Genomic DNA, 15,127 nt, shown 5'->3' with positions numbered 1-15,127 from the left:
TGAACGAGCCCCTTGAAACACAGGACACCGTTTCCCCCTTACCATAAGGGATAGGCAAACGACTGTGTTTATGACTACCAGCAAAGACAAAAGCATCGAAGTGCTCGGCCAGGAGCGGCGTCGCCGTTGGAGCGTCGAGGAGAAATTAACCATGGTGCGCGAGAGCCTGGAGCCTGGGCAAAGCGTCTCGGTGGTGGCCCGGCGCAACGGCATCAATCCCAACCAACTGTTCCACTGGCGCAAGCTCTACCAGGACGGCAGCCTTTCGGCAGTCAGTGCCGGTGAAGCGGTGGTGCCTGCTTCCGAGCTGGCCGATGCCCTCAAGCAGATCCGCGAACTGCAACGGATGCTGGGCAAGAAGACCATGGAGGCTGAAATCCTCAAGGAAGCGGTGGAGATCGCCCGCTCGCGAAAATGGATTGCGCACTCACCCTTGTTGCCGGGGGACGACCAGTGAAAGCGGTCAGTGAGAGTCTCGGTGTGGCGCGCTCGCAATTGACGGCTCGGCTCAAACAGCCCACTCCGGGGGCGCAGCCGCGTCGTCGCCGGACGCTCAACGATGCGGCCCTGGTCGAGCGGATCAAGCAGGCCGTCGGCGCATTGCCCAGCTATGGCTATCGCCGGGTCTGGGGCCTTTTGCGTCGACAGCATGAGCAGCAGGCCCAGCCACCGATCAACGTGAAGCGGGTATACCGCGTCATGCGAGACCACGACCTGTTGCTGGAGCGCCGGCGCAAGCAGCCGGGGGTGGCGCGGCGTCATGAAGGTCGCGTCGCGGTGGACACGAGCAACACCCGCTGGTGTTCGGATGGCTTCGAGTTTCGCTGCGAGGACGGCGAAAAACTGCGTGTAACCTTCGCTCTGGATTGCTGCGACCGTGAGGCCATCAGTTGGGTGGCCAGCCCAAATGGCTACAGTGGCGACGATGTTCGAGATGTGATGCTGGAAGCTATCGAGCAACGCTTTGGTGACCAGCTACCGACATCGCCGGTGCAATGGCTGAGCGATAACGGCTCGGCCTATACCGCTGAACAGACCCGGGGCTTTGCCCGGCAGATCGGCCTGCTGCCCCTGACAACTCCGGTGTGCAGCCCGCAGAGCAACGGCATGGCGGAGAGCTTCGTGAAGACTATGAAGCGTGACTACATCCGTCACATGCCCAAGCCCGATCGAGCGACGGCCCTGCGTAACCTGGCCATCGCCTTCGAGCATTACAACGAGGAACATCCGCACAGCGCACTGAACTACCGCTCACCTCGGGAGTTCAGGCGCCTGGCTGAGGCATCAACTTAACGGGGTGCCGGTGTCCGGTTTGATAGGGGCAAGTCCACAGAGGTTTATCGTCACTTGATTTGGAAAAGATGCGCGATTGTGGCTAGGGCTTTTTTGTTGTCAGCCTCATAGGGGTGAGATAAGGGGGATCGGTAAGGTGATGCGGGTGGAAATGGGGGGATCGTGCAAGGCACCCTCAATTGAGCGTCCGGAGAGAGTACTACCCCCGTCATTTGCGAAGGGTAACAATCGGCCAAAAGCAGTCATTTCGATGCGTCTACGAAATTAGTGGCGATTCAGTTCAAGCCTTCTCTATGGCGGAAGGTCTCCGATACAAAGTCGATGAAGGCAACCGCGGAAGCTACAGCAAGCCGAGCATGCCGTGGCTGAAGTCCGCGATGTTGACCGTCTCTTCCATGTCCTGTGCCGTATAGTCCACGCAACTGAGCAAGGTTGTTCGTGAGTTGGGTAAGATTCCGAAGAATCAAACGAATGTTATCCGCCCCCTTCGTAGCATCCGTAATGCCCTCTGGGACGAGCTGCAGCTCCTTCGCGACTTTCTTTGTGAGATCGCCGAGATCCTCGGATTTGGTAAATGGAATAGCCCGCTTTGTCAGAATGGATTTGCAGCATGTTTCAATGAGCTCTTTTGCTGTACCAATCGCTAAGGCAGGGTCTCGATCAATAGAATGTTCCAGGCGCTCGATTTCCTTCGCCATCCAGCCTGCGTCGAGGGCCTCTGCGACGGTCTTAGCTCTTAGAACTGCTCGGGACGAGCTGCTGCGCTGCCGGAAGGAAAAGCGTGGTCGACCGGCAATGCGCTCCTCTTCATAGATCTCCCAACCAGCAGATCGAAGTTGATCGTTGAAATGGAGCACTAATTTAAGTGCCTCATCGCGATCGGGACGGACAATTGGATGCACGACCTCACAGAGAAACCGTAGGAACTGTTCCACCGGGCCGTCAATCAGCTGAAAGCGAGAATCTGTGTAGACCCAGTCATTTTCCCAATCATCATTGTTATAACGATGCTGCCAGATATCACCTGCTGCATCCTTGAACCTACTGTCTGTGGACGGAAGTTTCTGAAGGTCGAAGAGACGACTCAAGAACTCGACGTCGTCGAGCTGACCATACCAAGCCACATCTTCCAAACGTAGGCCATCCAAGATGTTAACGCGGACTTGCCGGGGGAGATCTGATGAGTCAGATCGCCAGTCAGTACGCTGTTCTCTTGCCGGCACGATCTTGGCTGAGTACCAATCCTGTGTTTCAGGCTCAATAGCAGTCCTCAGTCGAGCTGTAATTTGCTCTTCTAATTGGCTGCGTTTCGCTCCTAGCCGGGCGTAATCCTGAGCGGGCAGCTTGAACTGCACATCACAGATGTTTGTACCACCATTCCAATTGTCGTAACCCGTCTGCTCAATATGCGCCGGATACTCGCGTACGATGGCAGCCGCTTCGCTCATGCCCTCTGCACGTAGGAGCGCGTGGACCGTTGCAAGTATCTGTTCTGTCTGTTCCATCGCACCTGCTCCTATCCTTGCTGGTGATTGCGAATCTATGTACCCAAGCATAGCGATGTCTGCGCTCGGCCGAGGCTGTGTAAAAACGTTTTTGAGCGCGACAGGTAATCAAAACCGGACTAAGCGCGATTCTGGATCAGCACGGATGAAAAACAGTAAACCCTGCTTGATCGAGTCAGGTCTAGGCACCTTTGGGTAATACTCTCCGATCCGATGCCATGTCCTCGTTGAAGCCATCTGGCACGGGCTTGAAACCTGAGGCTGGCGAGCGGTGGCTGGACTGGAACTGGCGCAGGCTCAGTACGTCGATTTCACCTGTAATGCAGTAGTCGTGGTTACCTCCCTTGACTCGTAATATGTCGCGCTTCCAGCGCTCCTTGTAAGGTGCGCGGATACGGCTATCACCGAAGCGGCGGTTGTTGCATTGGATGATGTAAGCATGAATATCCAGGGCGGCAGACTCCACCAGTGCGTTGAATGTGTCGGTGTCGCTGTTCCACTCTGGAACAAACAGCGCGTCGACCTGACCGCGTAGGGCCGCGCGATAACGAATATTGGTCAGCTCGCTGCAGATCATGATGGCAAAGCGGAAATCACCATGCTGGATTACCGGAGGCTTTTGCCACTGTTGCTCTTGAGTCGGCTGCATCTGCAGGCCTGCTAGGCGAAAGAGTTCTTGCTCCTCATGGAATGCTGGACGCTGTTTATCCTGGCGATAGAGCATCAGCGAAGGGAACCCAAGACCGTCGTGCGTTAGCGAAGCCCAAACCTGGTGGCGCACATACTTTCTCGGTGCGTGGAGGTACTCCACCCCGGTGATCAAAGATATGCCACGGCCCTTTAGCTTGTCGGCGATACGCATAAACCATTGGGGTGGTAGAGACACTTCCGGGAGGATCAAGTAACCAGCGCCGTCAGGCCGAGAGATCAGTTCGTTGATCAGGCGATTGATGCGTTGGTAACGGTGCAGGCCGTCCGGATCGGGCAACCCCATGATGGCGGCGGTAAAACTTTCATCTTTGGTTTCCAAACTGGCCACAGCGATGGTCTGTTTGGCATTGGGTTCGCCGTCCGGGATATGCAAAACCTGCTTTTTGTCGAGGTGCGGCATCTTGTGCGCGGTCAGCTCAAAACCTCGCAGTGCTTGCACCACCAACCCCAGTGTTTGGCGGCTGGAGACGGCAAAAGGGGTGGGGGCGATGAGGTAGAGCTCATTGAGGCTGAATGGGCGAGTGGTGAAGGTTAGTCCAGGCGGGGTACCGCGTTTAAGCCTGAGCCAGTTCGCCAGTGTGGCGATGCCGTCGGTCATCTCGTCAGGCAATAGCTCTTCTGCGTCAAAAGTTGAGAGGTTTTTACGGAGTGGAATACCGCGCTGGCTTACCATTTCCTGAGGCAGGCCTGTAAAGCGCAAGGGGATATGGGCGAGATCGAAGCTGAACAGCCGAGCTTGCAGCTTCTGTATGTGCTGGCTGGTGATGTTCGTTGGCCTGTCAAGGAAGTTATTCCAGATGACGAAGGCAAGGCTCTCCATATGGCCGGTCATTTGGTTCTTCCAGGCGGTAGTCCCCGATTTGCTTAGGCGGGGCGGAAACGCAGAGACGATGCTCTGCGCTGTCACTTCCCAGATGGATCGCTTCCATAAATGTCGGGCTTCGGCTGGCATGTTGGCAGCAGCCAGGCTTTTGATCGCTAGAGTGCAGTCGCTCTCTACTTTATTGATCAGGCCACCCAGTGCATTGATGATTTTGTCTAGGTACTCAAAATCTTCACAGGCGGTTGCCATGCGGATGATGCGTGGGAGGTATTGAGCCAGTTCGAAAAACTTAACTGGGGTGAGCAAATGCTCGATGACTGCGGCGAAAAAGGCATGGCGGTGTGCTTGCCAATCCTCCGGGGGGATATCGCGTTCGAAGGCTTCGTAGTTGCGAAGGCTTAGGGCAAAGCCGGCGCGGTGCAGCGTCAGTGCATCGGTCTTTCGCAGATTGTCTGCTTGCTCTCCGGCAAGGTTGGTAGCTTTGAGCAAGTCCGTAGCCACGGTGTTGGGCGAATTCGGCAGGTCGGGTAACGCGCGCCATTCGCTTGCACGTTGGTTGATCTGTTCGGAAATGGCGTTGACCAGAGCGGTACCTGCAGACCCTGCAAGGATGAACAGCTTGTTTTTGCTGTTTTCAAAAGCGATGCGGTCTTCTTTGAGGTATCCAGGTTTGAACAGGATGCTGCCGTTATCTTTTTTGAGCAGGTCCTTGCCGCCGTCACGACTGAAGATCCACTCCCAAAACTGCTCAGTGGTTTTGATATCGCTGGCGTTTTCCATAACCAGCAGAATGTCGTCCACATAACGACCGTAATACAGTGGCACTACTTGTTGCTCGATGAACTGGTCGAGCCTGATTAGCGCCGCGTTTGCGACCACGGCAGACGCAGGCAAACCTACAGGTAAACCTTTTCCTAGTGGCGTTTCTTGTGCCCAGGCCAACAAGGCGGAAATGAACAGGCGGTTCAGTTTTGACTGCGATTCGCTCAGTTCAATTTTGGCTAACTTGAGGAAGCTATCATCGAGCATAAAGCCGGGGCTTAGCTCGTGATAGAAACTGCTTACATCGGCTGTGAGTGCCAATACTTTTTTCTTCTCGCTCAGGGCTGTGCGCATCGCCTTGATGCCACCGTCGCGCCATTCACGGAAGGGTCTGAGATAGGGCTTGAATGATCCAAGGGCCCACGTGTTGATCTCATCGTGCCGGTTACGGCGTAGGCGGCTGCCAAAGACGTTGCTGCTGAGCTGCCTGTCGAAGAGATCGCCGACTTCCATCATCCATAGTGATGACAGCACGTGAAAGTCGATGCTGCAGCGGGCCATGAGGCGGAATACGGCAGTGGGATGGTTGCCGACCTCAGTCGCGCTTAGCCACTCGGCTTCCGGTGAGGCGAAGATCAGACTTTGATCCTGCTTTCCTTTCACAATCTGGATTTCTTTTGGTGCCAGCGTCCAAGTGCCGAGAAATGCAGGGTCTTTCACCCAATCCTCGTTCATCGCTTCGATCTGCTCTTTCAGGCGAGCGAGGTTTTTGCTCAGGTCGTCTTCATAGTTAGCAATGTCGAACAGCGACGGGTTGGTTGAGTAGTAGAGGTCAACCTTGGCCTTGCGATAGGCGAGGCCAAGGTCGTGCAGCGATAACGACATCTGGATGACGTCCATTTCTTAACCTTCGGCAATCCTGAGATATCCCGGATATTACCGAAAGCAAGCGTGAGTGGGCTAAAGCATTGCAAGGCGCTCTATCTCTACTCACCGATTGTCATGACTGGACCACTGAGCCGCCCCTAGTTTAGTAGGCGCTTTAACGGGCCGCTTTTGGCCGTTTTTTGCCTGTCGCGAAGGACGGCAACCGCCCCTTAGTCGTCATCCAACTGCGAACTGACGAACATTAGCCAGATATCTTGGGATGTTTAGCGCTTCGACGCCTGAATGGCTGAAGCAGTCATTCGGAATAGGTAAAAATAGCGGCGTTTCAGACTATTGTGCCATTATCCATCAGGTCGCCTTAAGGTCAGTTAAAACAGCTGAGAGTCCGCTTTAAAATTTAATCGGCTAGCCCTATTAGGTTCGGTAAAGAAAGGCATAGATGAGAGCTATTCCTCATCCATGGTCTCAGCATTGAAAATTCGCACCTGGATAAAGCCTGGTCGTTGTAGCGTAGTTGAGTGGTAAGCAATTCCGGTAGCCTTATCGACTAAAAGAGTAGAAGCGGCCCCACATTTGAATTTCCCTCTGCGCAACTCGGCAGCATAATCTGATACCGCACTAGAATTTTTTGCTGATATGGCTGCCATGGTATTCATATATTTGAGCATGTTTTCAAGATATTTGTGATCCTGTTCCTCGCTTCGCCCTAGACCGTCTCCCAAATTCATAACCAAACGAAGCTCGCTAACTTCTTTGTCGGAACCGATGAGCTCGATGTAGCCATCGCTATTTTCAATTGATCCGACGTAGCATCTACTTAGTGGGCAGGTTACTGCTGGCGTATATGTGACATATCCTTGTGTCCCTTTTATGAAGTTATCCATCATTGTGCCTTTCATTACTTTGAATCCATCGGATGATGGGAAGGCCGTCTTTGGGGTGTCCGATAATAACGCTTTTACAAACGCCACGTGATTGTTGAGTTTGAGTGGGGTTAACGTTTTTCCGGCCAACTGATCGAGTGCTGTGTAAATGTTTTCAGCTCTTATCAAATTATGGAGGTGGGTTTGAGGGATATCTGAGTGTGCAAAAACAATACGTCTTTCATTCCATTCATCCGCTGTCAATATAGGCAGCGGTTTCCTCCGGGCTGCAAGAATCGTAAGGGGGTCAAAAAAATTTCTATTTTCCGACTCCTCGCCACATGTTTGGTGACTGATTTCGATTGCAAGATCATCTGCTTTAAAGCCGCGAAAATTTTCAAGCCCGGCCATCAACTCGCTGTCCCTGAAATATTCTGCTTGCACCAGAGATGGTAAGGATGAACCTACAGGGTCGGAGAGAAATCGTGAAACAGATTGATTATTTGATTTTTTCAATGCATCAACGTAGTGGTTCATAGCAACGATCGCTACCTGATCAGCTCGATTTTCTTCATTGAGTGTTAAGTTTGCTCCAATTTCTGAAGCGGTGCCTAATAATGTATTCAGACCGAAGACACCGCTGCCGACCTGCAGGTGTGCGACTTCATGCTCTAAAAGAAGAGCGAGTGATAGCTCAAATATTACTTTTTGCATGCCGTCGATATTGTCTTGTATTGCATCGTCTTCGTTAGTCTTATTTTTGAAGTCTAAAAGACTCGATGAAAATGCATTGATGTCTGAGTCATTAGCGTCTGAGCCGAAGAATAAAGTCGGCACGTGGTTAGATCTGATTACTTCGCTGTTTGCTACGCTCGCCACCGAAAATTCTGTCGCTAGATCGGCAATGCTTCCCTCGCGTTGAGCTACGGCTCGAGCGGTGGCGAGAGTCAGGTTGTAAGTCTCGAAAATCAGGCTGGAAATTAAATGTCTATCGATCAGGATCAAGTTTGGCGGAAGGGTGATAGCATTGTTTCTCAAGTTTTTTAGAAGTTTCAACTCGGTCTGATTGGTGATTTTTTCGACGACAGATAAGTCTAGGATTAAAATATTTGTGCATTCTTGTTTAAAGGCCGTGTTTACACAAAGTGGTGCGTCATTTTGCCAGGCCGAACGAATTTCATTGAGGCCTGCAATCAAGGGTTGATAGTCAACGTTCTTATCCACCAGTTGTAGCAAGCTGGCATGTGTTCTTGAAGTGGCGCGGTCTTGAGATTGTTTTAATAACACAAAGCCGCCGAGGAGTAGCGTGCACAGTACGATCAACGACAGGAGCGCGCGTTTCATAGGACTTTTTCCGGCTTCGGCTCGGACTGTCTGAACTTGTCAAAAATTACATTGAAGAAGAATCCATTTTGATATGACATAAGTGCAACAATTATAGGGTCTGGCATGTCCCCCATGGATTTATATATTGGCAGGATTACGACTGGCGCAATGACGGCAGCAAATATAATGTCGGTACGCTTGAAAAGCTCTGCATCTTTGCCTTTCATAAGGCGATCGTATACGCCGTTCGAAATGACACCGAGAAATGTTGCAAAGGCAATTATGGTAAATCGAACGTAGTCCAGGGAGCCTTCGATAGGTTGCATTCCATGTGACAGGTCAGACCAAAAGAGCAATGAAAGGATTGCTGATATGACTACCAAGGCGCCTGTCAATAATAGTGTGGCTCTGATCATGGGCGTTCTCCATGCGATCAGGGACTAACCAGAGGGTTTCAACGATTCAAATCCAATACAAAGGTAATGCTCGAATTCTTTGATGCATGCAGGTTGAGCGTAGCTTGTTTTTGCCGTTTGCGTTTGTTGAGCTTGCAATTGTTTAACCGCACAACCTTCCGTCGCATATCCGGGGCTATTCAGTTAGCTGCACACGCATCATCGGTTGATGTTAGATGCTTGATGGCGGCCAGTGCTGATAGATAGGCGACCAACTCTTCTTAAGCTCTGGGTTTGAAAGTCGCACATGCTGTGTTAACTCGACGACAATCCGATCTTGCTCAAACGCCGCAGCATGGCTGCTGACCTACGTGACGACAGCCGTCCAAAGACCGCTCTTGGCCGACTTCTGCCCGTCATCAATTGCAGAAATCGACCAAATGCTACGGTTACGAGGCTAACTAATGCCACCGAAACTGAGGAACGAACTGCTCAAGCTGGTTCAGGTTCTCAAGTCCCTGAACAGCAGTACTTCCGACAAGTCCCGAAGAGACAAGTAGCGAGGTATCCCCGAGAGATTCCAAACTCGAGCGAATCTCTGCAAATATGCGCATCATATTCGCCCTCCTCCAACCATATGCACCTGGTAGAGTCCAGTAGCGTTCCTCCTTCTGAATGCACGGTATAGCGTATGACAGGGCGAATAATACCTCGAGCCTATCAAATGCGATCTGAAACGCCATCTGTGACGGAAAACTGGCACCTAACAGTTTCCATAAGAGTTCTTCCAGATGATTGTTCAAAGGGGTGTACTGACGTTCGCGGCCGGGAAGAACTTTCATAACATCTGACCCCATCTGAAAAAGAGCCCAGATTGGTACCATTTCAACCACACGCTTGTCTTCTCGCTGCTCTCCAAGAACAGGCACATTCAATAGCACGCTCAGCGTGCACCATTGATCATTCGATACCGCTCCAAGTCCAAAAGCATAAAGCAGGAGAGTTGCTGGATATCGCTGAAGATCTAACCACAAAGTGTTACCACTATTGGCTTGCCTCAACGAGAGCTTTGCTAGAGCTTTTTTCCATGATGCCAACTGTTCTCCTTCGATCCATTGGCCAGCCACGAACCCCATTCGGATCAGAGTGGTTGATGCCGCTTCATACCCCTTCAGTCGACTTAGTACGGCTTGGCCACAGGTGTCACTGGATCGCACATCAAATGCGTCGCCCGCTGCGACCTTCACCACGCTCTCAACCTCTCGGGCGACGAGATCATCCAGCGCAATGCGATACTTTGGTTCGGAAAGATATTTCTTGAGGGTCGCAACAGCCGCTTCCGTTGATAATGGGTGGGGGCGGGAAAATTCTTCCAACGCCTTTACTTGCTCGCTCAGCGTGCTGAACAACGTATCCGCGTCATCAATGCTCACGAGCATCGCCCCTTTACGAGCAATGATGTCTTTCGCTTTTTCGCTGGGCTCTCCCCGGCTAGCCCAGAAGGTCGAGAAGCGACGGTACGGAGCGCGTGTAAGTGCATCTCGAAGTGCAACATCCCAATCCGCGGACCATCCCGCCACGACCAGCCCGAACTCGTCAAAAACACGGTCAAGAAGGTGTTTGAACTCCTCGGGATAGAGGGCCAATTCTTCGGGAGTGTTCCTGATGCGAGTATCCAGGTAGTCACCGTGGATCTTGATGATAGTGCAGGTCGTATGGATAAGCGGTAGGGCACCTTCGATTTGATCTGTGGTGCTCAGTACAGTTGGCTGAATACCCACATCATGCAATGCCAACTCCATCAGGCGATCGAAGTTCGTGGTCAACAAGACCCGGATATATCCAAGTTTCACCAAATCGGCAATGGCGCGGTGCGCTCGGGTAGGGAGTTTCGCCCCTTCCTCCTGCTCTTCTTCGCTGGGCTCCCAGTAAGAACGAAGGAGTTGCTGCCGTTCAGCAGGTGTCTTGGCGACCATATCAAGCAAATCGGAATAGTCTGGCTGCTTGCCTGTTTTGTTTTGGAACCAAGCCGCCGGGTCTGGTTCGCACTGCTCCTTCTTGAGCGCGGCAGCCTTCCGAACAAGTTCGAGGGTTATTTCCCAGCCGGTCGGAATCCTGGCGGCACGAGAGATTCCAGAGCCGAGAAGCAGCGCATAGACTCCCTTATTGGCATGCATGGAGAACGCGAGTGAATTGATTGGGTCGATCATATTGATTCCTTGACCACTGACTGGGGGAAGCCACGGAAGCTGCTGAAGGCAATACACCATCGGTGCGTCCGATTTCAATGAATAGCATGCCCCGTCGAACTCTGCTTCTTCCGTCACAGGTTCTTCAGGAAAAAGGGATAGTGTGCTCACTTAAGTCAGATGACCTGAATGACTGCTCCTGGCCGATTCCAGTCTGTCGCGAGGCCGCTATCGACCGCTTGCATCCACAGCCAGCAGCCGACACCCAGAAACTCAACCCCGCACCAGGTAGGCTCCGGGCGGAACCCGATCGCGCAGTTTCTTGCATTTGCCGGGCTTGGGCTGATGCCCCGGCGGGCGATCGGGAAACCAGATTCGACATTTACCCGGAGGCGGCCGATGGCCACGGGGAATCTCAATCTCGTCGTAGGTGGAGGCTGGCTCGGCGGACGTCATTCGCAGTTGCCCTTCGGGGCTTGGCCTGTCACCCGTTGGCCAGTTTGCTGCGCTTTCCGCCGTTTCGCGGGTGAGTGTCTCAGGGCGGCGTTCAGTGTCCGGCGTGGGCTGCTCGGCGGCGACAATTTCTGCTGCACGGCGCCTTTTAACCTCTTCTTCCAGGCCTTCCCGTACGGCAACCAGAGGCTTGTCGGCGTTGGGTGGGGTATTCGACACCTGGGCCTTCTGCGCCGCCTGGATCAATTGGAGGTTGCGATTGCGTAACGCGAGGTTGCGACCGACCCGCATGTTGGAGCGCGTCGCCAGCGCTTCAGCCTGCTGATACTGCCCCTGCTGAAGACGCAACACGCCGAGGTAGTGCAGGGTCGCGGGATTGTTCGGCTGGATATGCAGGGCACGCTCCAGCGTGGCGGCGGCCTGGTCCAACTGGCCATCTGCATACTGCTGCGAGGCGGATTCAATCAGGGTTGTTGATGCGGTGTTACTTTGCTGAGAGGCTTTGCGCTCGGCCGCAACCGGACAATGCGACGCGACTGCGCAGAGCGCCAGGATCAGACCCGGCAGAAAACGCTTGGTTGGCATCAGGGGGCAGACTCGGTTGATCATCGACGGCACGCTCGTAAAACAGGCCTTCAGCGCTGTTCGGCCGGGGTGTGTTCACTGTCCCGTCATGACCGATGAAGGGGCTGCTATCGACCTGGCCAGTCACCTGAAGTTCCCGCAGGAACGGCCCCAGTGACGATAGCCGACGAGTAGCCGAATCAGTGCTACAGATGACTCGGCCTGGAGCAGGGCGGAGTCCTGCGTGGTTACGCAAAAAGTGGCTCAAGTAGGATGTATGGCGAGTCGGGCCGAATGCGGACAGATGGGCAAGCCCGTGCAGTTACCCATGAGAAAAAGGAGAGGTGTGCATGCAGTCGTTCAAAGTGCGCGAGCTACGCAGTACGGATACGCAAGCGCTGCTGGCTTTCGAAACCCGGAACCGTGAGTGGTTCGAATCCCATATCAAGGCGCGCGACCCTGCTTTTTATTCGGTGCAGGGCGTAGCCGAGCATATCGAGGGCTACCTGGCCGGTTTCGCGGCTGGCACCTGGCACCCCTTGGTGATCGAGGATTGCAGCGGAACCATCATCGGCCGCGCCAACCTGAAAAACATCGATAGTGCGCAGGGCTCCGCCGAAGTCGGCTATCGGATTGCCCAAAGCGCTTGCGGCCAGGGGCTTGCGACACAGGCGCTGCGGCATCTGATCCAGCAAGCGCGGACGCGCTGGCACCTGACGCAACTGGTGGCTTATGTCTACAAGGAAAATCTCGGCTCGACCAAGGTGGTGGAGCGCTGCGGGTTCTTGCTTGAGCCATCCGCAGAAGACGGCAAGGCGGGAGACGAGCGCCGATTTGTTCTCCCGATCTAGATAAGGGTTCTAGCCGTTTACCGCCCTTGCGACTCTGACTGCCTGCAACCGCTACGTCGCGCCAGCCAATTGCACATCCTCACCCACGCCGCTCGGCCACCAGCAGCAACGACTGCGGCACCGGGCTTTGCGGGTGTTGCGGTTCCTGCAGGCTGGCCAGCTGGAAGCCGGCCATGTCCAGGGCATTCAGCCAGCTGGACAGGGTGCGGAAGTACCACGGCATGGGCTGCCACTGGCCCTTGAAGCCGGCGAAGGTCTCTTCGCGCCAGCCGTCCTGATAGTCGCCGGCCGCCGCGCTCCACGGATGCAGGGTCTGGATCGCCAGCGCGCCGCCGGGGGCGAGCAGGGCGTGCATGGCGGCCAGCAGCGGGATGATGTCCTGGTGCAGCAGGGCGAAGTTGGCGCAGATCAGCTCGTAGTCGCGGCCGATGTCCACCTGCGCTTCCACCAGCGCTTCATAGCTGGCCACATGCACCGTTGCCGAGCCTGCGGCGCGCGCGGCCTCGACCAGGGTTGCATCGCCATCCACCCCGACCGCCTCGATGCCCCGCTGAGCCAGGGCCCGCAACAGCCAGCCTTCACCACAACCCAGGTCGAGCACACGTTCGGGCTGACGGCCCAGCACCGCCAGCAGGATCGCCTGGTCGGTGACCTCGACGCGGCTTTCGATGGCGCCGCTACGGATGGCCTCGATCCAGGCCTGGGCGTTGTGCTGCCAGCTGTGCAGAAGGGCAGTCTCGGAGGTGGGCATCTCGGTGTCCTCAGTCGGGAGGTGGATGCCAAGCATAGGGCAAAAGCAGTTCCTGCCGGGACCCTGCCAGTGCCCGTTCGCGCCCGCGACGCAGGCCGAGCCAGAGCCGGCTGCCACCTTCGTCCTGGTTGCCCCCAAGGCCAAGGGCGAGCCGCAGCGCCTGCTGGTGTGCGACAAGAAAATTCAGAGGGCGCGCTTATTCGTCGTCATTCGTCGGCGGGTTCGACTACCGTCTAGGGGCCCTTCAGAACAATCTGAATCTCCATCCCCGCATGTTTCGCGAGATCGGGATCGGGCATTGTGGCAGCTCGAGTCGGCAAGGTTTTCGAGGGGGAACCGAGCGGACGGTACAAGGCTCGCTATCGCCGAGTCGTGCCCTTGAGCCGCTATCGTCATTCAACCGAAAAAAATGCTATGCAAAAGGCCCGGCAATGGGCTGTGACAACCCCTCGCGAAAGTCTTTGGTAATGCCGACTCGTTCTTTACAACAACATATAGAATGGACTTGTTCATGATCAAAAAGACGTTGTTCGTACCACTCGCCAGTACGCTTTTATCGTTGGCCTGCGCTCAAGCGATCGCCTCTCCCTATTCCAACTTCATCGTCTTCGGCGACAGCCTCAGCGATGCCGGGCAATTCGCCGACCCAGGCGGCCCCGCGGGAGCCACCCTGCGGGCTACCAACCGCACCGGCCCGGTCTACCTGGATGGCAGCGGTGAAGTCTATTCCGCCAACGCAACGCAATTGCTCGGCGCCAAACTGGGGTTCTCCGAGGACCAGCTCGCCGCCTCGACCTCGGCCACCCGCGCCAGCGAAGGCCTGCCAGACGGCAACAACTGGGCGGTCGGCGGTTATCGCACCGACCAGATTCTCGATTCGATTACCACCACCTCGACCGCCGGCAGCCGTAGCCGCCCGGGTTATCTGGTGACCAACAATTTGCGCGCCGACCCGAATGCCCTGTACTACCTGTCGGGCGGCGGCAACGACTTCCTCCAGGGCCGCGTCACCAGCCTCGACCAGGCCAACGCCGCGGCTGGTCGCCTGGTCGACAGCGTGCAAGCCCTGCAACAGGCCGGCGCCCGTTACATCATGGTCTGGCTGCTGCCGGATATCGGCCTGACCCCGGCAATCAACGGCAGCCCGTTGCAAGGGTTCACTTCCCAGCTCAGCGCCCAGTTCAACAGCGAGCTGGTGCGGCAATTGCGGACAGTCGATGCGCAAGTCATTCCCCTCAATATTCCCGTGCTCTTGAAGGAAACCTTCGCCAATCCGGCACAGTTCGGCCTGGCCACCGACCAGAACCTTATCGCTACCTGCTTCAGCGGCAGAAGCTGCACGGAAAACGCCCGTTACGGCCTTCACAGCGCCACACCGGACCCGAGCAAGCTGATCTACAACGACGGGGTCCACCCCACCGAAGCCGGCCAGCGGCTGATCGCCGATTACGCGTACTCCCTGCTGGCAGCGCCCTGGGAAATAACCCTGCTCCCGGAAATGGCCCAGGGCACCCTGCGTGCCCATCAGGATGAGCTGCGCAACCAATGGCAGGCCGATTGGGAAAACTGGCAGGGCGTCGGTCAATGGCGGGCGATTGTCGCCGCGGGTGGCCAGCATCAGGACTTCGACAGCCAACGCAGCGGCGCCAGTGCCGACGGCAATGGCTTCAACCTGAACATCGGCGGCAGCTACCGGCTCGACGAGGCCTGGCGAGTGGGCGTGCTGGCCGGCGCCTATCGGCAGAAGCTCGAA

At 55.2% G+C, this 15,127-nt stretch carries 10 protein-coding genes; 3 read left to right on the top strand and 7 right to left on the bottom strand.

Annotation, left to right across the window (positions count from 1 at the left end; all coding sequences use genetic code 11):
• Positions 1 to 70 precede the first annotated feature (70 nt).
• A protein-coding gene (locus PVZ80_RS09360; protein ID WP_202946906.1) for an IS3 family transposase occupies positions 71 to 1,293 on the top strand; the annotation gives its coding sequence in 2 pieces (ribosomal slippage) (positions 71 to 416 and positions 416 to 1,293; 1,224 coding nt in all).
• 275 nt (positions 1,294 to 1,568) lie between these two features.
• Here PVZ80_RS09360 and PVZ80_RS09355 read toward each other — a convergent pair.
• The 6 genes from PVZ80_RS09355 to PVZ80_RS09330 all read right to left on the bottom strand — a co-directional run bounded on the left by PVZ80_RS09355 (position 1,569) and on the right by PVZ80_RS09330 (position 11,793).
• Positions 1,569 to 2,798 carry an abortive infection family protein gene (locus PVZ80_RS09355; RefSeq protein WP_273863739.1) on the bottom strand — a complete coding sequence of 410 codons (1,230 nt, stop codon included), beginning with the start codon at positions 2,796 to 2,798 and terminating at the stop codon, positions 1,569 to 1,571.
• A 181-nt stretch (positions 2,799 to 2,979) separates the two neighbouring features.
• Positions 2,980 to 5,994, bottom strand: coding sequence for an RNA-directed DNA polymerase (locus tag PVZ80_RS09350; protein WP_273863738.1), 3,015 nt, complete (start codon positions 5,992 to 5,994; stop codon positions 2,980 to 2,982).
• A gap of 434 nt (positions 5,995 to 6,428) precedes the next feature.
• A complete protein-coding gene (locus PVZ80_RS09345) occupies positions 6,429 to 8,189 on the bottom strand; it encodes a hypothetical protein (RefSeq protein ID WP_273863737.1) in 1,761 nt (586 codons plus the stop codon).
• Complete coding sequence (locus tag PVZ80_RS09340; RefSeq protein WP_273863736.1) at positions 8,186 to 8,587, bottom strand: hypothetical protein; 402 nt, start codon at positions 8,585 to 8,587, stop codon at positions 8,186 to 8,188. Before PVZ80_RS09340 ends, PVZ80_RS09345 begins: the two co-directional genes overlap by 4 nt.
• A gap of 440 nt (positions 8,588 to 9,027) precedes the next feature.
• Complete coding sequence (locus PVZ80_RS09335) at positions 9,028 to 10,776, bottom strand: SIR2 family protein (RefSeq protein WP_273863735.1); 1,749 nt, start codon at positions 10,774 to 10,776, stop codon at positions 9,028 to 9,030.
• Positions 10,777 to 11,028: 252 nt separating this feature from the next.
• Entirely contained in the window at positions 11,029 to 11,793 is a 765-nt protein-coding gene (locus tag PVZ80_RS09330) for a tetratricopeptide repeat protein (RefSeq protein ID WP_273863734.1), read from the bottom strand.
• Between the two features lie 329 nt (positions 11,794 to 12,122).
• Between PVZ80_RS09330 and PVZ80_RS09325 the strand changes: the two genes are divergently transcribed.
• A complete protein-coding gene (locus PVZ80_RS09325) occupies positions 12,123 to 12,623 on the top strand; it encodes a GNAT family N-acetyltransferase (RefSeq protein WP_016704053.1) in 501 nt (166 codons plus the stop codon).
• Positions 12,624 to 12,702: 79 nt separating this feature from the next.
• Here PVZ80_RS09325 and PVZ80_RS09320 read toward each other — a convergent pair whose 3' ends face one another.
• Entirely contained in the window at positions 12,703 to 13,374 is a 672-nt protein-coding gene (locus PVZ80_RS09320; RefSeq protein ID WP_124313809.1) for a class I SAM-dependent methyltransferase, read from the bottom strand.
• A 511-nt stretch (positions 13,375 to 13,885) separates the two neighbouring features.
• Between PVZ80_RS09320 and PVZ80_RS09315 the strand changes: the two genes are divergently transcribed.
• Positions 13,886 to 15,127 (top strand): SGNH/GDSL hydrolase family protein (locus PVZ80_RS09315; protein WP_273863733.1); only part of this gene is annotated, 1,242 nt, incomplete at its 3' end.

The organism is Pseudomonas sp. B3G-3, assembly GCF_028640915.1.
Classification (GTDB): Bacteria; Pseudomonadota; Gammaproteobacteria; order Pseudomonadales; family Pseudomonadaceae; genus Aquipseudomonas; species Aquipseudomonas chlororaphis_I.
Note: the sequence above shows the minus strand (reverse complement) of the source record. Positions and strands in the feature narration are given on the sequence as shown.